Here is a 23,324-nt window from a genome sequence, read left to right as displayed (position 1 = left end):
TTTTACTTTTATTGACCACGGAGTTTTTTGGCAAAAGCTTTGTATCGTGCTTTAAATTCTTCCATTTCACGTTTTTCTGCAGCTTTGTCTTCTGCTTGTTGAATCATTGCTGTGGCTTGCATTTGGAGGACTTGCGTTTGCAGTTTCGCTTGTATCGCTTCTAGTTGTGCTTGAATGCCTTGAATTTCCCCAGCGTCTTTTGTACTGCCAAGTTTATCAAGAAGTTTGTTAATGTTTTTTTGTGTTTCACTGGCTTCTTCATAAACATCTTGGCCTTTTGCCGCTTGCCCTACCATGCGCTGTTGTGCTTTTTTCACTTCCTCTGCGTAAAAAGCATCCACTGCCTCTTTTGACCCTGCGCCCCCCGCGGGCTCTTTGTATAAGAGTTCTTCTTGCCATTTTTGCGCGTTTTTGCTGCCGCCACCACCACCGCTGCCCATCGATTGTTGAAAATGGTTAAAATCAGAAGGCAGGGCGCCATTGCTCCCCTGCTTGTTGAACAGGTCTTTCAATGCCGAGATATCAGGCTTGACATTTAAGGAGCTATATAATTGTTTCATTTGATCAAGTTGATCCTGTAATTTTTTAAACTGTTCTTTTAATTGATTAAATTGTCCTATGTTTTGCTGCAGTATTTCATAATCAAAGGGACCACCGCCAAATGCATTTGCTTGAGGTCCAAAAGAAATTGTGCAGAAGGCTGTTGCCCATAAAAGTTTTTTCATTGTTTCGACCTTTCTTGAAAAAGAGGAAGCCATTTTTCTGGAGATTCACCAACTTCATCCATGATGGTTTCTAAAAGTTCAATGTTTTTGGTGGTGCCGCTTAGGATGGCTATTTCATCATCAAAGCCACGTAAATTCAGCTCTGCTACAACAGAACTTTGCCCCTGTTTGATGAGAAAACGCCGTGACTCACGGCTTAATTCTGTTTGTATCAGGTTGAATTCTCTTTCGGATAATTTAAAACCCTCTACATAATCAGCGTGATTTCCCTTTTGGTTGGGAAAATAAATCTGGGTTGGGCATTGCTCTATAATGGTGTGGGCAATTGTTGAATTGAGCGCATCTTTGGGCGATTGCGTGGCAAATAACATCAAGCCATTCTGTTTGCGAATGGTCTTCAGCCTATCTTGCGCAAAGGCTTTAAAGGAATCATCCTCTAGGGCTTTCCAAAACTCATCAATGACAATGATAATACGACGCCCGTCAATCAGAGACAGAATTCTATGAAAGAGATACATCATTAACGGGGGACGAATTTCGTCATTGTCCAAAAAATCGGTCATATCATAACCAATAAATTTTGCATTAATCCCTATGTCGTCATCAGGATTGTCAAAAACCCAGCCCAAGGCATTGCCCTTGCACCATCGCTCTAAACGCCCTGCTATGCCTTCTCTGTGCGTGGTGTCAAAAAACATTTGCAGAGCAGAAATTGTGCGTTGTTCTCTTGGCAAGAGGGCGAGTTGGTCAACGGCTGCAGCAATGTCTTGTCTTTCGGATTCACTAATCTTTTGCCCCTCTGCAGAAACAAGTTTGGTAATCCATTGCCGCAAAAAGACTCTGTCTGCTGGATTGTTATAGTCTAAGCCTTTTAACGGCGCTATCCCTGTTGGTTTACCATTTTTCAAGGGCATATAGGTGCCGCCGCCCGCTCTGACAAAAAGTTCTGCTCCACGGTCTTTATCAAAAAAGACCATATGGGGATCATGTTTTTGCAGTTGCGCAAGAAGAAAGTTAACAATGACGGTTTTCCCAGAACCAGAGGGACCACAGACAAAGGTGTTGCCTAAATCGCCAAAGTGAAAATTAAAATAAAAGGGTGAGCCAGCAGAGGTTTTCATCAATGCTACCGCTGGTCCCCATACATTGCCATCTATTTTGCCAACTGGAAAGGAATGAAAAGGAGAAAGAGCAGCATAATTGCGGCTGGTAATGGCACCAGAGCGGATGCGATAGGCATAATTTCCAGGCAATTGTGCCCACCACGCTGCCGCAAGACCAAGATCTTCCCGTGCAATCACAGCGCCGCCATCGGTGAGACGAGAGCGAGCTTTGGCAAGATTATCTGCTAATTCTTGGGTGCTATCAGCAAAAACAGCTAAGGATAAATGATGCTCGCCTAAAACAAAACGGTTGGATTCAAGATCATCTAGTGCATCATCCAATTCCATAATTTGTGAGCCGGCGCGATCTCCTGCATTGACCATTTGATTTTGCTTGCGTCCCATAATCTGTTTGGCAATGTTTTTGCTTTTAAAGACAAAGGATTGGGTAAAAATAAATTCAAAGGGTAGGGTGAGAAGACCATCTGTCATGCCTGCTCTGGTCTTTGCTGGATATTCTTTCCAACCAAACATACCGGCAAATCTTTGCCCTGCCTCATAGCGTATTTCTATCACTTCTTTACCGAAAATCAGACGGTCTGAATAAACAGAGGAGGCTATCGTTCCCCATGTCAGAGGCACACGTTCACGACGACCTCCTACCAATTGGTGAATAAATTCACTTTGCTGTGAATAAATATTGCCTTCATGTTCATAAAGGCTCAGCCTTTTTGCACCATAGCGCTCTAAATTTTGAACAATATCCGTGGTAACATCTTCAAGCTTGCGAATGGATTCTTCATCAACTTCCGTTTTTTCCGCTTTTGCTTTGCCTAAACGTTTGAAAAATTCCGCTAATTTATCTGCTTTATCGACATGGGGATTCCACAAAATGGAAAGATAAAGATCATTCCGATAAAGTTCTTGAGAAACCATCCGTTCACGGTATTTGTCATCTAACTGTTTGGCAAATGCTGATCTAAAAGTACCATCCGGATAAACCGTCTCACGCTTTCTGATAATATGGCTATAAATGGCAATACGTTCATCAGCGATATTCTTAAACAAGTTGTTTAACTGTTCATGAAGTACATTGAGATCAATAATATCGGCTGTCTCAAAGTTAATTCCTTCAAGTTTCACAACCATCATGAGCGCGCGTGAATCCAGTGCGATCACATGCTTGTTGACATGACGCACATAAGGAATAATGGATTCCGGTTGTTTTTCACGCTTGCGCTCTAGTGTTTTCATTTCAATTCCTCATAATTACGAATTAATCGTAATGGAGAAAGACTTCCCCCACCCCATAGACTAGAATTTCTAGCAAAGAGGTGTGTCTTTTGCCATGTTAGGAGGATACGAAATTTATTATGGTCGTGTTTGAGAATTTCCTTAAATATAAAGTGTGTCGTAACACCAAAGGTTATAAGGAAAAAATTGCTTGTCATAATAAACAATATCATTGTTCCCATAGCATTTAACCCCATAGCTTCCACCGTTACACCTGCAATCATTGCAGGACGGGTGCAAGCGAGAAACAACGTATCTTCCGTTAGCTTATCGCGCTCTTTCATGATTTTTGAAAATGCTAAAGTCAGTCACTTAATTGGAAAGCATCGATACGATTTGCGACGCACCCATAACAATGCCAATACCAACACAAACAAAAAATGCTTTGCGCATTTCAACATAACCAGCAATCCAAGCAAGCCCAACACCAGCAACGGCAATGGTGGCTATCGATCTTGCAATGGCTCCTGTTAAAGCTTCAACTATTTTTTTAAGAGCATCGTCGATTTTTCCAAAGCCCTCTGCAAATGCTGGCTCGCTTAGTGCTATAAAGGCAATGAATAACATCAGTATTGTTGTTAACCATTTCTTTTGGGTGTTTGAAAAGGCTAATTTGGATAAAGCATGGCTATTCGTAGAATGATTATTTGTTTTCAGCATGGAAATGTCCCCGCGTGTTAATAGAATAAAATTGCCCAATATTAATTAATATGTAATGTATAATAGAAACAAATTAAAAATGCTACTGTTTCATTTATAGTATTTTCTTTATTTAGAGTAAACTAAACAAAATTCTTTATAATATTCAAAATGATATTTTTAAAAAAAACTTTTCGATCAGCATTTAAATATCTGATTTTTATCTATATTATTCTTGCGGCTGTTTTTTATTTTCGTGAAAATTCTGAAGATGTTATGGAAAATCCTGTTGTGCAAAAAATAAAAAAGACCGTGGAAAAACAGTTTCAAGAACCAGATTTAACAGTACGGGATCATGATCATAAACAAGAAATGCCTTTATCTTTAGAATCATTATCAACAGAATTTTATGAAGAAAATGTCCCCGTTTATTCTGGTGCTATACAGGTGACAAGCGGTGTTACTTTTAAAATGATCACGCCTATGGATGAGGGGTGGAGAAAAAGAATCGTGCGCAATATCCGATTATATGGTGTTGAAACATGTGAAACGCGGCAATTTGCCTCACGCCATGGAATTAAGTGGCCCTGTGGGGCTTTTGTCACAGCATGGCTTGTGGCAAAAACAATCGATAAAAATATTACTTGTCGGCAAACGCGTGTTCTTCAACAAGTTCATTATGCACAATGTTTTGTTGATGGGGTTGATTTGGCGCGCTTGGGGCTTGCAGAAGGCATGATGGTATTGACGAAAGATCAGCAGCATTTTCCCTCACCAGCAGATTATAAAAACTTACAATCTGCTGCGCAAAAAGCACAAGTGGGATTATGGTCTAGTGAATTTGACCAGCCAGAAGAGTGGAGAAGAGACCATGGCAGCTATAATCCCATTGATCCTTAAAGATTTTAAAACAAACTGAAAGATAAGAACAAAGACCAGCACGGTTAAGTCGTTTTTTGTTAACCGTGCTGTGTGTGAGTGCTGTTGAGAGTGTGTCGCGTAAATTTAATCAAAGAGCATCAGACGAATATCGGGTGGTGCAAAACGAAATAAAAGCATGTCATAAAACCAACTGAGAGCTACAGCACTACAAGTGAGGATTATCAATATAATTGTTGTGATTATGAAAGGTGCTCTAAATTGTACTACTTCAGCGTCAAATGATAATAACCAGTAAACGAGAATATCCGCAATGAGCATAACAAAGCTTATTCCTGCTATGATTCCTAATATGCGTTTAACCCATCCACGAATAGTATAGAGAAAAAGGAAAATGGAGTAGATCCGTATCTTATGTCTTTTCCAGTGGATGCGGCGTAAGATCTCTCGTTCTGGTTCTGAATTTATTTCTTCTACTTCTTCTTCGATTTCTTGACGCGTGATCAAATCTTCCATTATCCCCCCTTTGATTTCTCCATTTAATAGGCACAACTTTGTTTATCTTTCACTGCATTTTTCATTACATGGCAGAAATAAAATATGCAACTGTTACTTTATCACAGATGTAAAAGCCAAAACTGGATGTGTGAGAGGTTATGTCAGGGGTGAGGGGGGATGGAGAGAGATGCTGTTGGTTATCATAAAAGTGAATGATGGATACTCCTCGTGTTTTTTGCTTTTTCTCATCAGTAGATGACTTCTCATTTGCCGTGCAAAAAGTATAGTATGCTGATTTTGCTTCCTTTAAAGAGCCCAAAGAATGGAAGAGTTTGAGTAAAGAACAGAGGAGGGTACTGATCATTTCAATTTATTTCATTGATTTCTCATTCTAGAAATATACAGAAAAAACCAAGAAAACCGATCATTCTTTGCAGTCATAGATCGGTATCATCACTCACTTTGCTCACCCCCCATGTCGTGCTATAGCCCTTGGTGTTTAAAACAATTCATAAGAGGCATTTTTACTGCTTTGTTGTACAATTTTATCCATAGGTTTATCGCGCTTATGGCGTGCAGGGGGATGGTTTTTATTGATGTTCCATGGGAGAAATTTGCAATGAAAAAGTTTTAGAATATACGGCTCTCTTATTCAATAGGCATGTGGATTATCCCTATAAATCAATGCCTTCTTGTGTGGAGAAAGATTTTTTTCAGAAACATCAAAAACTCTTCTCGCAAAGTTTTTGTGATCGCATCATATTGCTCTATCATAAAAGAATCTTGGAAAAAATAAATCCCAAATATTAAGCTCTCTTACTCCAATCTATGGTATTCTTTTCAGCTGTATTGTCATTGTATTGTATACAATAGCCCATCATTTCTCTGCTGTCTGTTCTCTTTGTACTTGTCTATGTGCTTTAGAGTAGGGGAACTTTTTCTTTTAAAAGGTTTTCTTCTTCAAAGTTTTCGTGGTTTTTTGCAAAAGAATAACTTGAATATTTAAGATCAAAAACTGTATCAAGACAGCGATTCTTAAGAATTGAAGTTTTTATGAGAAAAGTACTTTTGCAGAATGCTCCGCTTTTGATATGGGGCATGAATTCGCACCGTGCAACGATAACTTTATGGGTTTTATTATTTCTCATGACTCCCTATAGGGAATGAGGCGTTTAATACAGGCGAAAAAACAGTGGGAAAGTAGATGACAGAACAATACTCTTTCGATAAGGAGTTTTAAAGCAAAAGACAGTTTGATAAATGGCAGGGAGATAAAGAGGTCAACATGAATGAACTTACCCATATTGAGACTGTTATAGCGCATTACGATGCTGTTTTTTGTGATGTGTGGGGTGTCGTGCACAACGGTGTGCATGCATTTGAACCGGCATTGAAGGTGTTGTACAAAATTCGGCAAATGGGAAAAAATGTCATTTTTTTGACCAATTCACCTCGACCACGGAAAGATGTTATTGCTCAGTTGCATAATATGAACGTTCATAGCGATTATTATGATGCTATTATCACTTCAGGGGATGTCACCCGCGATCTTATTCGTGCTGCATCGCGTAAAGTGTTTTTCATTGGTCAACAACGTGATTTGATGTTGTTTGAAGGATTGGATTGCGAATTGGTGGAAGAATGGGAAGCTTCTGTGGTGGTGTGTAGTGGTTTTCTGGACGATTTTGATGAAGAACCAGCCGCTTATAAGGAAATGTTTTTGCGTATGCGTGCGCGGAATTTGCCCTTTATTTGCGCCAATCCCGATGTGATTGTTCATTATGGCAATCAGGAATTTTGGTGTGCTGGTGCATTGGCGCGTCTTTACCAACAATTAGGAGGTGAGGTGCGTATTGCTGGAAAACCCCATGCGCCTATTTATGAATGTGCCTTTGAAAAATTGGAAAAAATACGCGGAACAGTAGAAAAAAGTCAGGTTTTGGCTATTGGTGATGGGCTTTTGACCGATGTTAAAGGTGCAGCGCATTTTGGTCTTGATGTTCTCTATATCATGGGTGGTATTCATCGTTATGACTATATGCAAAATGGTGTGGTGGATAAGCAAGCATTGCAATCTTTTCTTGAACGTCATGGCTATAAGCCTCAAGCAATTATGTGGGCACTTCAGTAATGTCTGATTTTTTGCGTCTTCAGGGGGTTCATAAGCTTCCTATGGCTTGGCGGGGAGCCGTGTTGGCACTTGGAAATTTTGATGGTGTTCATTGTGGACATCAGATGGTGCTGCAAAAAGCGCTTGATTTAGCGCGTCTCAAAAATAAGCCCGCTGTTGTCTTAACCTTTGAACCGCATCCAAGAAGTTTTTTCCAGCCCGCAGCTCCTGTGGATCGCTTGACAGAAGCGGCTGAAAAAGCCGAAATTTTTAAAATCCTCGGGTTTAATGGTGTCATTGAACAGCCCTTTGATGCGCATTTTGCTACTCTTTCAGCAGAGCAATTTATTTATGCGATTTTAAAGGAAGCTTTTGATGTTTGTGTGGTGGTAACGGGTGAAAATTTTCAATTTGGTCACAAAAAAAGTGGAAATGCACAGCTGCTTTCTCAAAGGGGAAAAGAATGTGGTTTTGAGGTTGTGCAAATTCCTTGCCTATCGAGCAAACAGGATCAGCAACCGTTGATCATTTCCTCTAGTTCTATTCGTAAGCTTCTCTCCCAAGGTGAGGTGAAAAAAGCAGCTCATTTGTTGGGCTATCATTATCGGGTGCGCTCAAATGTTATCCAAGGTGAGCAACTTGGTCGCCTGTTGGGATTTCCAACCGCTAATCAAGTACTTCCTTCTCAAGCCAATTTAGCGCATGGTGTTTATGCCGTGCGATTGCGTCGTGCTAACGGTGTCTTACATGATGGCGTTGCAAGTTTTGGCTGTCGTCCAACGGTTGTAGAAGATGGTGCTCCCTTGTTAGAAACCTATCTGTTTGATTTTAACGATAATCTTTATGGAGAAAGTTGCACCGTTTCTTTCTTTCAATTTTTGCGAGGACAAGAAAAATTTGATGGGCTAGAGCCTTTGATTGCGCAAATGCAACGTGATGAAAAAGCAGCAAAAGCAATTTTAGCAAAAGCACAACCATTATCACCTTTGGATAGGCTGCTTACTTTTAAAAATATGCCTTAAATTGAGTTGAAAAAGAAAGAAGAGCAGCAAAAATAGCCGTTAAGCTGACTATAATCACGAAAATATATTCTAAAATATCATGAAATATGTGCTTTTTGCGCTGTTGGGAAGGGGTATCGAATATCTGGAGATCTGATTTTGGCATTGTTTTTGATCTTTTGCATAACTTTATGAGATTCTATGGCTTTAAAACTTTACAGCTTGTTTCTTTATGATCTGTTAAGACAAGCGATGAAAAGCAGGCTCATTGATCAAGATGGAGGGAGCATATTTCGTAGTGGCAATCGCTGAAGACAACCTGCTGTTTTAAGATTGTCCGCGTGGTATTTGATTGCAGAATTTTATAAAAACTTATTTTTTAGAGTTTTAAATGATGGTTTGTTTTTTATCTATAAGGCAAGGGATTAAAGACGGGCTAAGCGATAAAGATGCATAGAGCGTGTTCCGTGGTGGCAATAGGCGAGAAGAGGCAAAGATGCTGTTTTTAAAATTGTTTTCATAGTTTCAATCTCTGACCGGTTTATGATTGGTGGTACGATAGGGATATGATGTGCTGTTATGCCATACTCACATGCTGCTGCTTTAATGATGGAAAAATCAGGTTGATGGGGCTCTTCTTGGTCGGGGCGGTTACAGATAATCGTTTTAAAGCCTGCTTGTGCTAATGTTTTGATATTTTCAACGCTAATTTGGGCGCTGATAAAAATATCTGGGTCAATTTGTTGCAAGTGCATATTTGTTTATTCCTCATAACAATTTAAGATGTTCTTTGATAGCAGAGAACATCTTAAGGGTGTGTTGTTCTCTCTCTTTGAAAAACGTTCCTTCATCCAGAAAAATAGATGTAGTTTTGAAAAAATACATTGTGCTGTATGAGGCGTTTTATTTCCAACATGTTCTCTCTTATATTGATGAACTGTCTGATTGATATTGGATAGTTTATTGCCCTTCTTCTGTAAAGTGAGAACGCTAAAGAGAGCCCTCTTTTTTGCGTTTATTTCTCTCGTATCAATTTTAAAAGTTGTTTGCTTGCACGTTGTAAAAAAAAGGTGCAAGTGGATAAAAGCGTTTCAATTTCATATGCTTTTTCAAGGTGTTTTCAGGCAAGATAGCTGTAACAGGGAAGGGGAGTATGATGGCTTTTGCTATTATTTGCTCTGTGAATGTGTGGGAGCCTTTTCTAGAAGGATTGTTTTGGGAGGGATACTCAAAAAATGGTTCAATTCTGAATGTTTTTTCTCAATTTTTATACGATATTGTGTGGTTCGTTGTTGTTTTAGCAAAGATGCTTTGTGCGAGGTGGGCAATGCGGAGTTGTATTCATAAATTCGCTAGCGAATACCTGTGTTTTTAAAAATATGCTCTTTTTCGTTGAGTGGTTTATATCAACTTACAGAAGGGGGAGTATGCTTTAAGCATTCAATGGAGGCAATGGTGCTTGTTGGGTGTGTTGTTGCTTTTATAACGGGAAATCAGGTTGATGCGACTCTTCTTGATGAGAGCGGTTAGAGATAATCGTTTTAAAGTTTGTTTGTGCTGAGATTTGATGCTTTCTATACGGATTTTGGCACTGGTTAAAAATATCAGGAAGAATTTGTTGTTCGTTTATTCTTGTTTGTCTCTCAATTACTGTTTTTATGATGTTTTCTACAACGTTATAAAGGAAAATTGGGAGCCATTGCTTTTCTTATAAAGAAGGGAACTGATGGTTTGTGTGGGTTCGATGCTTGCTTCTCTTGTGTTTTTCTGTATAATCGTAAAAACGATAAAGCGGAAAGACGTAATTCATGATTATTGGACTCTTGAATCAAAAGGGAGGGGTAGGAAAAACTACCTTGAGCGTAAACCTTGCTGCTAGTTTTGCACGGGCTGGAGCACGTGTGTTGCTCATTGATGGTGATCCGCAGGGAAGTGCATTGGATTGGGCGGCGGCTCGTGAAGGCGAACCCTTGTTTTCGGTTGTTGGTTTGCCGCGCGCAACGATTCATAAAGAGATTACCCAGATTGGTCATCATTACGATCATATTATTATTGATGGTCCTCCACGCGTAACGGATCTTGCGCGTAGTGCTCTTATGGCTTCGGATTTTGTCCTCATTCCTGTGCAGCCTAGTCCCTATGATATTTGGGCAGCAGATGGAATTGTAAAGCTCCTTGATGAAGCTCGAGTCTATAAAGAAAACTTGCAATCTGCTTTTGTTATTAATCGTAAAATAGTCAATACAGCGATAGGGCGTGATGTGAGTGAAGCTCTTGGAGTGTATCCTGTAGATGTTCTTTCTGCCAGCATTGCCCAGCGCGTGATTTTTGCAGAAGCTGTGGCACAGGGGAAAGCCGTTTATGAAGTTGATAAGCAAGGTCCAGCCGCAGCAGAGATTGAAGCTGTTGCAGCGGAAATCAAGGAGTTAGCACGATGAATAAAAAAATTAAGATTGGCACGAAGCCAACCAATAAAACCATTCCTTTAACGGCGGATGCATGGGTTGGAAATAATAAAGGCAGCATGGATGGAGGGATGAAACGTCTCACAATTGATATACCGGAAAGTTTACATCGTTTGATTAAGGTGAGTTGTGCAAGTCGTGGAACGAAAATGGCTGATGAGGTGCGCGAATTGCTTGCACAAAAATACGGAAAAGTGTAAAAAATGATACACGATAATACGTTTTTACGGGCTTCTTTTATCTTTCTCACAAAGAGATATTATAAAGATACCGTTTAGGGGGAGCTATGTTGTAATTGTGCATTATAGCTGACGACTCTATTCTTCCGCATCCTTTCAAAGAGCTGGGTTGAATAAATCTGCACTTGGCGCGTTATTTTGTATGTATGGAACATAAATGATATTTAAGAGAATAGATGTTGGGTGGTGCGAATGAAAGTGAGCACTTTTGATGTGAGATTTATTCTCGCAGTCATAAAAGATAGGGCGATATGCAAATGGAGAAAGGAAAGCATATCATCTATCTGTGAAATTTGAGCGTGATGTTTTTTTGGGTCCTGCAAATTCAGCTTCATGAATAAAACACTTGCGCATCGTGATTTTTGCGAATGATGGTATTTTTCTAAAAGCCTTCTTGGCTTGTTCAAACAAAACGCTCTGATGACAAAGGCACAATCTGATAACAAAAAAGATTTTTTTCCACTCTGCCACGTCATTCCACCAAGCGAGGTAAAGGGCTGTATTTCACAGATTTCAATATTATATGATCAAATATGGCGAACAACTCTTTTTGTCTTTCATCTGTGATGGTGATCATTTGTAAAGTCATATTGCTTGTTATCATCTATAACTGAGGACAACTTTCTAGAGAATTGTGTTGATAATGTTTTTAAATGCGAAGTTATTTCTTGTTTATTTTATGATAAAAAAGCTAAGACCGTAATCTAAGTGGGAGTGCTGATTATTTTTTCAGCACTTATTTTATTAGACTTTAGAGGGGAGAAAAAGAATTCATTCGTTCACTGATATTGGTGCTTGGTAAGATCTATTCTTTCTCAATACATAAAAGAACTTATTTATCGTTTTCTTGATATTGTTTTTTACATCTGTACTGTTTAAGGGAGTGATATTATGAGTTGTTATGCTTTTTGAGGGATAGAGTCCAATTTCTCTGTTCTTTTTGAACATATCAGGTTGCTTGTTGAGTATTTCTATTGGTATTGTTGTCAATGCAGGGGGGAATTGTATCAAAGCTTGCTTTACTTTTCCGGTGATTTCAGAATGATGAGAGTGCAATCAGTGAATTGGAGAAGATGTTGTTTTTGTTGGCTGATTTATCGTCATGATTATAAGCACACCAAGTGGTCAATGAAGATATTCATATTATTTTATGTCTCATAATGACGTGGTACGACAGAAAAGAAGTGTAAAGCTTCTTGAACAGTGCGAAGGTTTTAAAATTGTATGAAAGTTCAAGAACTTCACAATAGAGTGCTGTGCAGGGCATATAACAAATACACATCTTTAAAATGCAAGTTTAAAAGACAAGCGGCTATGATGGTTCAATATATTTACCTTGCCGTTTTGCGCATTCATAAAAGAAATCTGTTTTAAGGGCGATACAGAGAGTATGTGAAACACATTATTTTGTTAAGTGAGAAGGAAAAAGGGGAATTTACTGATGAATAAAGTCGTTATTGCAGCATTGCTGCTTTGCACTGGATTTTCTGTTGCTGGTTGCGAAAAAGACTATAGCGTAGCAGATTTTAAAAAAGATAAAAAATTGATGGAAGAATGGGGAAAGAAATGTGAAAAGATGGGCTTCTCTTCTGCCATGACATCCAAAAATTGTCAAAATGTTATCCAAGCCGATATGGAGCTTTTTCAAGAACATTATAAAAATCTTGCCAAGGAGCTTCGTGAAGGTCTCAAGAAAAATGAAACTGAGAAACAACAAGATAATCATTAAATGATAAGAAATCTTGGATGGGAGCATGCTTTTTGGCACTGGACCAGCTTTTATTGGTTATAAAAATTGCGTGCATAGACGGGTTTAAATGATGAAAACACACGATGGGATGAATTTGCAACTTTTTATAGGCCGCTGGGTTATGCCTAAATTTTGTAAATTTGAAAAAAGGGGAATTTACTGATGAATAAAATCATTATCACAGCATTGCTGCTTTGTACTGGGTTTGCCGTTGCTGGTTGCGAGAAAACCTACAGTGTGGAGGAATTTAAAAAAGATCCCAAATTACTCAATCAATGGTTAGAGAAATGTTTTATTGAGGGGAATTTCGATTCAAAAAATTGTAAAAACGCAGAACAGGCTGAATTTGAAACTCGTAAAAAATGGGGGAGCTTTGGCTCTGGAAAGGACGACGAGAAAAAAATGAAAGAGAAAAAGGAGAGCAATTAAATCATGAATAAAGTCATTATAATAGCATTGCTGCTTTGTACTGGGATTGCCGTTGTTGGTTGTGAAAAAACCTACAGCGTCGAAGAGTTTAAAACAAATGAAAAATTGTATGAGGAATGGGCAAAAAAATGTGAGAAGGACGATTCACCGCTAAAGTCATCTCAAAATTGTAAAAACCTTCGCCAAGCGTATATGGAGCTTTTTATGGGACACTAAATTGTGCCCAAATTTTGTAAATTTGAAAAAGGGGAATTTACTGATGAATAAAGCCATTATTGTAGCATTGCTGCTTTGCACTGGATTTGCCATTGTTGGTTGTAAAGAAAGAACTTACAGCGTCTAAGAATTTAAGAAAGATGGAGAACTACTCGACAAATGGTATAAGAAATGTGAGTCTGCAGGTCCAGCTTTTCAGGCATCTGAGATTGTAAAAATGTTTTGCGAGCAAGTCGTGAATTTGATTAAGCTTATCATTTTAATTATTTCAAAATTGTAAGAATTTAGAACAAGAGGAAAAATAACGTCTTTTGGGAGATTAAATATTGTGTTCAGACTTTGTTAATCCGAGCACAAAAGGACAGCTGTGAAGCTCTTAAAAATAATTATGACAATGTTGTTTTCTTTGCTGTAAGTGAGAGATCGTTTTGCTTTGAACTGCAAAGAGAAAACTTTCAATAAATGAAAAACCTCTTCTCTATTGTCGAGTTTTTTTCTTTTTAGAAAGCAAGCTTTAGTAGCTTTTGTGAGAAAAACAAATTTGCATCTCAAATCATATCAGCACAATGAGTACTCCCTTCATGTGCTTTATAACCAATGAGGTTTTAGAATCTTCTCTTCTCATTATAGGAGAATGCGAAAATTATTCGTCGTGTTGTAAAAGATTTGTTTTAGTACGGTAAGTATATTTATGCATATTGATCATGTTATCTCTCTCTGATTTCAGTTTTCTTTTTCCTTCATAAAAAATATCAGCCTAAGGTAAGAATATTCAGGAGATGGCTGGTACGTTTATGAAGGTGTGGTCAGTAACAGCCAGATAGGTCAGTAATAGCCCCAAGCACTATCGTACTCTTTGTTCGCTGCCAATGTGTGCAGTTTTTGGTATCTGAGAGCGTTTATGACAGGCATTTTTAGCTATTTTTTGATGTTTTTATCCATAGGTTCATTCTGTGTACCATGCGCAAGCGAAAGATGTTGCTTGATATAGGGGGATGAAATGAGAGAAACCTCCGATATTTGGTGTTGTTTTTTCAGATGAATAACCGTAAATTATCATTATAAATCAATATATTATATCCATTAGAACTCTTTTTAAAAAAATCAATTTTGTGCAGATGAGTGGAAGGATAAGAGTCTTGTTTTTAGGAGGTTATCAATTTCATAGGATCATTCAGGAAGAATAAATATTGGTTGTAACTGTGCAAAATGCCTCTAAAAGCACATAGTAACGTGAAAAGACTGAAAAGTGATAGTTTGGTCTATGAATAATCTTGCTGCTTTCAAACTTCTCTTTGATATTAAGGTTAAAGCGCTAAATTGCGCAGGTTATAACAAAGACTTAACAGAATATGCCTATAGTGTTTCTATTGGTTTGCAATTCACGGCTTGTTTTAAAGAAACATTTTTCAACGCTCCTCGTCCCATTTCACGATAGCGTCTGTGAATGGTATAACAATAAAGCCATTGATACCACCATCTTTACGCTTATGAAGCAGCAAACTGGCATCAGTATTCACTTTGGCAGCTTCCAATGTTGCGACAGCCCTTGCATTTGAGAGCATTCATAAGAGACGTTTTTACTTCTTTCTTGTACAGTTTTTACCCACACACCAACCCCGTTTTGATGTGCAAGCAAGTGATCTTCATTGATTCAATATGAGAGGGGCTGTGATGAGAAAATCTTACGATATTCGGAATTGTGTTCAAGTTTAAAAATGACAATTTATGATTATAAATCAATGCATTGTTATTATAAGGACGAACACAACAAAAGCATTGCTGGTGACAATCAATGTTGAATAAAGCATAGCAGTTTTTATGATATCAGCCATAAGAACCTCTTTCTGTTCTTGGGAGTACAGGGCTTTATGAATAACAGTCTATTACAGTCTGTAATATATGGTGATACAATATTTGCGGCAGGTTTAAAATTGTTCTTTTTTCATGTGACGATGTGAGGAACTGAGCACTGTGGAACATAGAAACAGTTAAAACTGATGGTGTTGCTTTATTTTTTATGTGTAAGCCTCGTCTGATAAAAAGTCTTTTTAAACACGTTTTCTGTTTTATTTTACAGAAAACAAGATCCGTTCAAGCTGTTTTATGAAGAAAGAGCAAAGATGATCAGTGAAGGAAAAGAGCAACAGTATAGCTTTATCTTGAGTGTTGGGAATAACACTTCGCAGTAGGGGCTTTGTTTGTTAGGAAATTTATGATTTTTTTCTTTATGTATGCGTGAGTGTAACGAGATGGCAGCATGAATAACCAACTCTCTGTTTAGAGTAGAGTGGTTTGCGAGGAGCTTGGTTGTCAATAAAAATACTGAAAATGTTCGTGAAGAATCATTTTAAGAGCTTATAGTATGGAAAGATTATCAGACTGTGTTTTTCATGAACTCTTGAAAGAAGTTTAAAAATCTTATATAGTCGATCATTGCAAAGAAAAGCGAATGATCATTGAAAAAGGGGGATTTATAGCTGTTTAGCTATTTTAAAATGCCTCTTTTGATATTGGTATGTGATTGATTTGTTCAAAAAGGAATGCTGTTTTTGTATCTCATATAAAATGGTATGTGTACAAAAAACAGCATGGGAGAGTGAATCTTTCTGAATGTGTGCTTACTGGTTTTCTGAATGCTAAAAGGCAGAGGACAGTGGTGCATAGAATGCCAAAGGCTATGGAGGGTAAAATGCTGCAATCTTTAAAATATTAAAACCTTAAAAGGTTTAAGCCTTTATATGCAACAAATTTTTGTTGGCATAGGGAGTAACGCATTATTGTTTCTTGTCTCAGATAGGCGGAATAAAAGAGGCAAAATAAATTTTGAACTTTCCGATATCTCTCACCTGTTGGTGTAATGATTTATGGCGTTTTATTGAATTGATATTGCGTCAGGGATGATTTGAAAGCAAAGAAATTTATATCATGTCGTAAAAGTAATGTGTTGAAAGTCGAGTAGGTATACGCTTTTAGGATTATCGTGCTGTTGTCGGGGCAATATTCGCACAATGAACGCAATTGAGTGTATCAGCATTGAAAAGAAAGCTGTTTAATCTCCCTTATTAGATATTTGAGAGTAAGATTGAACAATACTGTTGAAGGGGAAATAAAAATGTCTGTTGTGCAATATGGTGATGAGAGTTTTGCAGCAAAAGCAAAAGTCCTTGATAACAATCTTATTGATCGTGATTGGGCTATGACAAAATTTGTTGCTGCTGTTAAAGGGTTAGCACAAGTGGTTGATTATGAAAGCAATATGCTAGAGAGCAGTGGTATTCCAGATTATGAAGAAATCAATCTCTGTAAAATACGTGGCTTACGTGACCTTAATAAATCTATAAGCGATGTGAAACGCTATATGAATGAAGATATTGAGAATGAGGTCGAAAGTTTATTATCAGATTTACAGGAAAAATTACATCGTAATAGCAAATTGTTGCAAACACACTTAGATGCGATCAACGATCTTTCACAAGATATGCAAATTGCTGCTCGTACAAAAGAAATAGAGGGTGTTGGGGAACCTTCCGTTAATACAGGACGCTCTCAAGGATAAAGAGAATGATATAACTTGTGGCACCCTCTCGCGGTTGTGTATCATTTAATCTCTTGCGGAGATTTTATATGCGCATCATAATTTATGCGGTTTTGATGCTTACAGGAGAAGAGCTGTTTCTTAAAGCTATAATGCTCTTTAGCTCGTAAGAGGATGAAGTTGTAATAAGCCGTTGTACATTGTATGAGCCAAGAGATTTGCGAGCCTCCAAGAGTTGCTGCAACCCTTGAATTAAAAACGGTTCATGAGAAGTATTTTTAGTTCTTTCTTTCATGTTTTTATCTCCATGCTTATTCCGCTTGTAATGTATAAACGAATAGTTCCACTTGATTTAACATGGGAGAGATTTTCCGTAAGAGAATTCTAGGATACTCGAGACTTTTCTTGAATATGAACAACGCTAGATGATTATGATAAATCGATATGTTTTAGGTAAGAAATTCTTTTGCGTAAAAAAGTTTTTTCCTGGGTATTGGAGAGTTTTTTAGCACTTTCTTATATTTTTTTGCAAAACAGAGATTTATACATAAAAGACAGCATTTTATGCTGCCTTTTATGAAAATTGATACTCATGTTATTTTAGAATTTATACCGTATTCCGCCCGAGAAATTGGTTCCAGATACACCGGCTTTTTGCAGTTTCTGCCGGTAACTAACATCACCATGAAGAGCAATATTTTGAGAGAGGAAAGCATTAAAACCAATACCTCCTTCAATTGAGGAACCCATGGGATCCAGATAAAATGTATCAGCAATTTTTATTGTTCCACCATCACCAAAGGTTTTGATGACATTCAATTTACTATAGAAGGAAACAGTGTTGTCTTCTTCTAGGGTGGTGAGAGTTTGCGTTAAACGTCCACCAATTCGTACCAACCATTGATGTGGATTATTCATATCAACTTCAAAATTATTGGCATCGGAGAGTACATCAAACATGAGACTTTGATAAATAAATTGTGCTTGTGGTTCAAACATCAGCCCTTGCATACCGGTTGCTAATTTTTGACCAACTGTCGTAGATACATTTAATATTTCAGTACCATCTAATTTTGCAGCATTTCCAATGAGAGGTGTGGTAATATTCCCCCTCAAGGCTCCGTAGGAAAGAAGTGCGTTTACGTATAAACCATTGCTATGTTTGACGCCGCTATAGGCTGTGAGAGACCATTTATCAAGAGTCGTCTTTTCAGAATCTTCCATACTCTTTGGTGTAAAGGAAAGCTTTCCGTATGTTCCTAAAAGACCAAAATGTGTACTGATATCTTTGCCTTCCAACGCAGCTAATATGACACCACCTTGTAGGGCATTATAGTTTATATCAGCGCCATAGCCATAATGGAGTGGGTCACGGTTAGAAGATAAGGTAACTTTTTCACCATAGGAGGATAAAAAGATGGCATTCTTCTTCTTATGCTTTTCTGCAAATATTGTTGTATATATATTGTCTAGCAATGTGTTTTGGTTATTTACATCAACATATCCAGCGGAAAATAAAGTACTAGGCATTACCACATAATTTGCTACCTGTGGTAAAACAGCCCTGATTTTCTTGTCCCTATCAAGGTAATCATTTTGCAAGCGGAAATCCCAGAAATCACGATTATTTTGACCAAAGAGATTTTGGCTCTCATGGGATGCCCCTGGTGCATAGCCGGTTAGGACATATTTATAAGGCAGTCCAGCGATTGTCAGATAATCTCCTGCTAATTTGAAGGAATTTTCATTGGCTTTACCAGAAACCTGAATGAGTGAAATTCCATGGGACTCGACGGGATGTGACAGCATCTGCTCTCCCCAAACCAATCGGCTATCGGTCATTTTTTGATTGCTTTCCAAGAGATTGACGTGAATTGTAGTAACTCCCGATACATCACCATGAATTACAAGGCGGTCAGTTGCTTGTTCGGTCACTGGAGAATGGCTTCTCCACCGAGAGTTCAGATGAACTTCTGCTCTCCCTTTTGCACTATAAACTACTGCTGCATTAGATCCGTTGCCATCTTCGGATTCTTTTTCCTCTTGTCGTGGGGTAGGGCCTACAAACAAAGTTTGGTACTGTCCGTCCATTGGCGTTTCAAACATAATCGTGCTGTCTGTAAGCTTGAGTGCAGAAAGGTTAGAATAGGTCCTTTCATGAGCACCAAACGGTTCATAGTCAGATGAATCTTTATCATTATGTTCTCTATTTTTATTTGCTTTTAAAAGCCATTTCGTACCATTTTTAAGATCAAAAATGGTTTGGTTTTCACCCAATGTTCTTACGCGCCCTTCTAAATCAGAATGATCTGCCATTAAGATGAGGCTATATATATCGCCTCCCAGCTGTTTTGTATTTTTTACTAAAAGATCGGCATGGATTTCTGAATTTTTGAGGAAAACTTGAGCATCCGTATCTAATCCATAGATGTTTATAGCAACGCCTTTTTCAACGAAAAGCTTTGTGTTTTCCAAGGTTACTTGATTGGTAAGATTTTGTTCTTTGTTGATATCTGATTTTGTTTCAGCACTGTGTGCATGGCGTTGTCTGGAAGAAAAATATGGATCATTTCGGAAAACAATACCATTTGCCCCATAATCACTTGTAACAGTTATGGTTGAATCTTTAAGATTAATTGTACCATTGATGTTGAACAAACCAGTTAATCCTGCTGTTACAGTAATTCCTGTAGCTTCAATTGCTCCCCCATCTGATGCACTGAGTGCAACAAAATTTGCATCAACTGTTCCCCTGTGTATTTTGACAAGTGAATTTTCACCCTCTGCGGATACAGCAAAATATTTGTCTTGAATTTCAGTATCATGCAGTTCTAAAGTTTTCCCCTCCTTTGCTTCAACTTTAGCTTGTTTATTCTCACCTTGTTTAGGCTGTACAGGCTGTTCGGGCACTGGCTGTTTAGGCATTGGTTTCACAGGTGCTGGTGGTGCTCCCACTGCTGGTCTTACAGCTTCAGGGTTTGCATGGGCTGATAATTCTTTTATTTCTGGTTTGGTGCCCTTAGGGTCTGTAGGTGCTCCCACTGTTGGTCTTACAGCTTTAAGGTTTGCAAGAGCTGGTGATGCTGCTGTTTCTGAATCCTCAGATTTTGTAGGCATTGGTGGTGCTTCTGATGTTGGTTTTGGAGGCATTGATTGTGTAGGAGCAGAGGAACTCGATAACGCCTCTTCTGTAGTTGGACTTGTAGAAGAATGGGAGGGGGATGGACGTCTTCTAGATTTAGCACCTTCTGTTGTTATAGATCTCGTAACATTATCTTCTGTGGGGTAAGGATTTTGCGGTGGAGTATTTTCTGCAGGCTTTTCAAATGCTTTAGAGCTGGAGTGTGCAGTTGTAGGAATTGTATTTCCAGATGAAGAGACGCCCGCTGGTATGCTTTGTCTTGTTGTAGATACCGTTTCTGGAGTTGTGGAGCTTGTAGATGTACTCCTCTTCTGCTTCGTAGCTTTTGTCCTGTCGCCTGTAGTTTGTACAGAGAAAGAATTTATAGCGGGTTGTCGAGTAAGTATTTCATTGTAGGCATACGATAGGCTGGAAGAGGAGCAAAAGAGAACTCCAGAAACTGTGTATAATAAGAAGCTTTTCTTCATATAAATATATCCCTAAATATTTTCTCTCCCCCTCTCTCAGAAAAAAATGGGATTCCTCCCATTATGTTTTTTTATAAAATACAAAATAAAACATATGGGACGGTCTTTATATTTCAAGATATGAAGAAAAGTATTTTTAAAAGCGATAGCGCATTCCAGCAGATACATTTATAGCAGATTCACCAGCTTTTTTGAGTTTATGTTGATAACTGACATCACCATGAAGCGCTACATTTTGTGATAAATGGGCATTAATACCTAAACCGCCTTCAAGGCTTGTTCCTATAGGAGAAGTCTGAAAACTCTTTTTATCAATCTGTATAGTATTATTGTTACCGAAAGTGTTGATAATATTTACTTTACCATAAAAGGAAACGGCATCGCCTTTGTTTTGTGTTAAACGTCCACCAATACGCAGTAACCACTGATCAGGATTGCCCATGTTTATTTTAAAGTTCTCTGCATTTGAAAGAATGCCAAGCATAAGACGCTGGTAAACAAATTGTGCTTGTGGTTCAAGTATTATTTCCTCCACAATGGTTGGCAATTTTTGACCAATGGTAGCAGAAGCCGCCAATGTTTTTGTGTTTTTCATGAGAGCAGTTGGGCTCTCTCCCTTGAAGAGTCCATAGGAAAGAAATACACTTGCATAGACGCCACTATCATGTTGAATATTGCCATATGCGGTAAGGGACCATTTATTCAGCATATTCTTTTGCGCGCTTTCTTTCTTCTTTGGGGTGAAAGCGAGTTTTCCATATGTCCCCAAAAAACCAAAATCTGTGCTGGTATTTTGTTCTTCTAAGACTATTAATGTCAGACCTGCTTGTAATGCCGCATAGCGGATATCGGTATCAGCACTATTTTGTGGTGTATGAGAGCTGGAAGAGAAGATGCTCCTCTTCCCATAAGTAGAAAAGAAAAATCCCTTTTCTTCATGATCTTTTGCTTCAAACATTGTTATTCGTATATTGTCTAATAATGTATTTTGATTTTTTACATCAGCAGATCCAACGGAAAACAGTGCATGAGGCATGACCAAATAGCTTGCTATTTGCGGGGTGAGAATTTCGCTTTGTTCTTCAGGATGAGACAAGTCATGAGATAAAGCTGTGGTTTCTTTCCCTTCTTTAGATGCTCTCTCAGTATCAGCGGGAGTTTGAGTGGCAGCTTCAGTTTTTGTGGGCAAATTCACATGATCTGGTGATGGGGGAAGAGTTGTTTTTGATGATGAGCTGTTTGTTTTGGAATTCACATCCTTTTGCAAATCTTTATTGGTTTTAGGCTGTGGGATAATTTGAGGATCTGTTATTGCTGATGTATTGTCTTTACCTTTTAGAGTAGCATGAACAGGAGAGAGCTTACTGATAGAATTTCCTTTATTTGCATTTTGCTCGATAAGAGAGGATTTATTTTCTCTGGATGGAAGAGGGGATACTGGAGGTTCTCCTTTTCTCTTTACATTTTTTATCGCATCGGCATTCCAAGCATCTATGACTGCTGTGCGTATGGTATCGGAAAGTTTTTTGTTTTGTCCTTGTAAAGCGTTATCTATCGCTACCGCTTTATGCAGTAGTTCCGCTTTATTTTGCAATTCATACCACTCTTGATTGTCTTCTCTTATCCATTGTTTGTGCGCGGCATTAACACGCTGTTGGTTATCAGCATCAAGTATTGCTGCTGTCTGTGACGCATCAGAAAGGGCTTTCTCGTAGCCTTTTAATAAGTTTTCTGTCATGTTTAAGCGGGATTTGTTGAGATCACTAAGTATGGCATTGGTTTGTATTATGTATTGCCAATCCTTATTATACTGATCAGCCATTGCGCGCGCATAAACAGAATCTCTTGCCTTTTGCAGCTCATCTTTGTGATCTGGAGTTCCATAACGACCAATACCTGAAAAATATCTGTTAATTCTATTTTCTACCTCATCCAATCTCTCTTGAAGCATTTTGTATCGCTTGTTTTGATTAGATTGGTTAATTATTGCATGGGCATTTATCATATGCTGTAAATCTTTATTGTATTGGTTAGCCATGGCATTTGCAGATAAAGCACTAAGTTCACGCTCCAATATCTCGTTATGCATTCCAGATCCATAGCGACCAGCAGCAGAAAAAGAGCTGTTAATGGTATCTCTCACACGATCCATAGAACTTTGAACTGCTTGACCAAGATGGGAGTTTTCTCTCATCATGCCACCAGAAGCTATCATCTCAAGATTTTTTTCTGCCTGCGTTGGCGTGTTGATTAAAGAAGTAAGATGGAGATGTTGTTCAGGTAATTTGGTAATTTCTTCAAGTGCATGGCGTGTTTGTGAGCTTAAACCAGAGGCATTACTTATATAAGTTGCATTAAAATCAGTAAAAAATAAAGTACAAGCGGCTGTACATAATAATAAATGCTTTTTATGCATAGAAATGCTCCTGATATATTTTTTGATTAAAGACTTAAAAAATTCAAGGTTTGATTATTTTTTGTAATGCACAAAATTAAGCAGCACTGTTGACATTGCAGCGCTGCTTATATTTTAAAAATAAAGATCAAAGATTTTAAAAGCGGTACCGCATTCCAGCAGAAAGATTTATTCCTGATATACCGGCTTTTTGCAGTTTATGTTGGTAATTCACATCAGCATGAAGTGCGATGTTCTGTGAAAGTTGTGCATTCACGCCAAGCCCACCTTCAAGGGACGCTTCCATAGGATCAAGATGGAACGTATCACCAATCTGTATTGTACTATTGTCAGCAAAAGTTTTAATAACATTTACTTTACCATAGAAAGAAACGGCACAATCGTTTTCAGCAGGAATTGTGGTTTGTGTTAAAC

The 23,324-nt window shown here is 38.2% G+C and carries 20 protein-coding genes and 1 pseudogene; 10 read left to right on the top strand and 11 right to left on the bottom strand.

Annotated elements, in window-relative coordinates; genetic code table 11:
* Positions 1-8 precede the first annotated feature (8 nt).
* The 4 genes from PVV69_RS04575 to PVV69_RS04560 are packed head-to-tail and all read right to left on the bottom strand — an operon-like array spanning position 9 to position 3,781.
* Positions 9-725, bottom strand: coding sequence for a type IV secretion system protein (locus tag PVV69_RS04575; RefSeq protein WP_273756629.1), 717 nt, complete (start codon positions 723-725; stop codon positions 9-11).
* Positions 722-3,082 (bottom strand): VirB4 family type IV secretion/conjugal transfer ATPase, encoded by a 2,361-nt coding sequence (locus tag PVV69_RS04570; RefSeq protein ID WP_273756628.1) that lies wholly within the window; start codon positions 3,080-3,082, stop codon positions 722-724. Before PVV69_RS04570 ends, PVV69_RS04575 begins: the two co-directional genes overlap by 4 nt.
* Positions 3,079-3,405, bottom strand: coding sequence for a type IV secretion system protein VirB3 (locus PVV69_RS04565; RefSeq protein ID WP_208441784.1), 327 nt, complete (start codon positions 3,403-3,405; stop codon positions 3,079-3,081). Before PVV69_RS04565 ends, PVV69_RS04570 begins: the two co-directional genes overlap by 4 nt.
* Before the next feature lie 28 nt (positions 3,406-3,433).
* On the bottom strand, positions 3,434-3,781 hold the full coding sequence (locus tag PVV69_RS04560) for a TrbC/VirB2 family protein (RefSeq protein ID WP_273756627.1): 348 nt from the start codon (positions 3,779-3,781) through the stop codon (positions 3,434-3,436).
* A 150-nt stretch (positions 3,782-3,931) separates the two neighbouring features.
* Between PVV69_RS04560 and PVV69_RS04555 the strand changes: the two genes are divergently transcribed.
* Positions 3,932-4,660, top strand: a complete 729-nt coding sequence (locus PVV69_RS04555) for a nuclease (RefSeq protein WP_273756626.1) — start codon at positions 3,932-3,934, stop codon at positions 4,658-4,660.
* Positions 4,661-4,765: 105 nt separating this feature from the next.
* Here the strand turns inward: PVV69_RS04555 and PVV69_RS04550 are convergent, their stop codons facing one another.
* Positions 4,766-5,155 (bottom strand): hypothetical protein, encoded by a 390-nt coding sequence (locus PVV69_RS04550; protein WP_273756625.1) that lies wholly within the window; start codon positions 5,153-5,155, stop codon positions 4,766-4,768.
* Positions 5,156-6,422: 1,267 nt separating this feature from the next.
* On the opposite strand from PVV69_RS04550, the gene PVV69_RS04545 reads away from it, so the two are divergent.
* Both PVV69_RS04545 and PVV69_RS04540 read left to right on the top strand, forming a co-directional pair.
* Positions 6,423-7,268: a TIGR01459 family HAD-type hydrolase gene (locus PVV69_RS04545; RefSeq protein WP_273756624.1), complete on the top strand. Its 846-nt coding sequence runs from the start codon at positions 6,423-6,425 to the stop codon at positions 7,266-7,268.
* Positions 7,268-8,269, top strand: coding sequence for a bifunctional riboflavin kinase/FAD synthetase (locus PVV69_RS04540; protein WP_273756623.1), 1,002 nt, complete (start codon positions 7,268-7,270; stop codon positions 8,267-8,269). The genes PVV69_RS04545 and PVV69_RS04540 overlap by 1 nt, the downstream gene beginning before the upstream one ends.
* A gap of 404 nt (positions 8,270-8,673) precedes the next feature.
* Here the strand turns inward: PVV69_RS04540 and PVV69_RS04535 are convergent, their stop codons facing one another.
* A complete protein-coding gene (locus tag PVV69_RS04535; protein WP_273756622.1) occupies positions 8,674-9,003 on the bottom strand; it encodes a TIGR01244 family sulfur transferase in 330 nt (109 codons plus the stop codon).
* Positions 9,004-9,613: 610 nt separating this feature from the next.
* On the opposite strand from PVV69_RS04535, the gene PVV69_RS04530 reads away from it, so the two are divergent.
* The 6 genes from PVV69_RS04530 (at position 9,614) to PVV69_RS04505 (ending at position 13,347) form a co-directional block, all read left to right on the top strand.
* Entirely contained in the window at positions 9,614-9,778 is a 165-nt protein-coding gene (locus PVV69_RS04530) for a hypothetical protein (RefSeq protein WP_273756621.1), read from the top strand.
* A 278-nt stretch (positions 9,779-10,056) separates the two neighbouring features.
* Positions 10,057-10,686, top strand: coding sequence for a ParA family partition ATPase (parA, locus tag PVV69_RS04525; RefSeq protein ID WP_273721470.1), 630 nt, complete (start codon positions 10,057-10,059; stop codon positions 10,684-10,686).
* Positions 10,683-10,913, top strand: coding sequence for a hypothetical protein (locus tag PVV69_RS04520; protein ID WP_273756620.1), 231 nt, complete (start codon positions 10,683-10,685; stop codon positions 10,911-10,913). Before parA ends, PVV69_RS04520 begins: the two co-directional genes overlap by 4 nt.
* A 1,480-nt stretch (positions 10,914-12,393) precedes the next feature.
* Complete coding sequence (locus tag PVV69_RS04515; protein ID WP_273721473.1) at positions 12,394-12,681, top strand: EexN family lipoprotein; 288 nt, start codon at positions 12,394-12,396, stop codon at positions 12,679-12,681.
* 183 nt (positions 12,682-12,864) lie between these two features.
* Positions 12,865-13,131, top strand: coding sequence for an EexN family lipoprotein (locus tag PVV69_RS04510; protein WP_273756619.1), 267 nt, complete (start codon positions 12,865-12,867; stop codon positions 13,129-13,131).
* A gap of 3 nt (positions 13,132-13,134) precedes the next feature.
* Positions 13,135-13,347: an EexN family lipoprotein gene (locus tag PVV69_RS04505; RefSeq protein ID WP_273756618.1), complete on the top strand. Its 213-nt coding sequence runs from the start codon at positions 13,135-13,137 to the stop codon at positions 13,345-13,347.
* A gap of 1,386 nt (positions 13,348-14,733) precedes the next feature.
* Here PVV69_RS04505 and PVV69_RS04500 read toward each other — a convergent pair.
* Positions 14,734-14,912, bottom strand: a pseudogene (locus PVV69_RS04500) (integrase); the annotation flags it as partial.
* A gap of 1,550 nt (positions 14,913-16,462) precedes the next feature.
* On the opposite strand from PVV69_RS04500, the gene PVV69_RS04495 reads away from it, so the two are divergent.
* Positions 16,463-16,906, top strand: a complete 444-nt coding sequence (locus PVV69_RS04495) for a flagellar protein FlgN (protein ID WP_273721482.1) — start codon at positions 16,463-16,465, stop codon at positions 16,904-16,906.
* Between the two features lie 82 nt (positions 16,907-16,988).
* Here PVV69_RS04495 and PVV69_RS04490 read toward each other — a convergent pair whose 3' ends face one another.
* From PVV69_RS04490 to PVV69_RS04475, 4 genes are all read right to left on the bottom strand, one after another.
* Positions 16,989-17,180 carry a hypothetical protein gene (locus PVV69_RS04490; RefSeq protein ID WP_273721484.1) on the bottom strand — a complete coding sequence of 64 codons (192 nt, stop codon included), beginning with the start codon at positions 17,178-17,180 and terminating at the stop codon, positions 16,989-16,991.
* 305 nt (positions 17,181-17,485) lie between these two features.
* A complete protein-coding gene (locus PVV69_RS04485; protein WP_273756617.1) occupies positions 17,486-20,494 on the bottom strand; it encodes an autotransporter outer membrane beta-barrel domain-containing protein in 3,009 nt (1,002 codons plus the stop codon).
* Positions 20,495-20,630: 136 nt separating this feature from the next.
* Complete coding sequence (locus PVV69_RS04480) at positions 20,631-22,910, bottom strand: autotransporter outer membrane beta-barrel domain-containing protein (RefSeq protein ID WP_273756616.1); 2,280 nt, start codon at positions 22,908-22,910, stop codon at positions 20,631-20,633.
* A 136-nt stretch (positions 22,911-23,046) separates the two neighbouring features.
* Positions 23,047-23,324, bottom strand: a 278-nt coding sequence (locus PVV69_RS04475; RefSeq protein WP_273756615.1) for an autotransporter outer membrane beta-barrel domain-containing protein, incomplete at its 5' end; no start/stop codon positions are given.

This window comes from Bartonella sp. MM73XJBT (genome assembly GCF_028618465.1).
GTDB lineage: Bacteria > Pseudomonadota > Alphaproteobacteria > Rhizobiales > Rhizobiaceae > Bartonella.
Note: the sequence above shows the minus strand (reverse complement) of the source record. Positions and strands in the feature narration are given on the sequence as shown.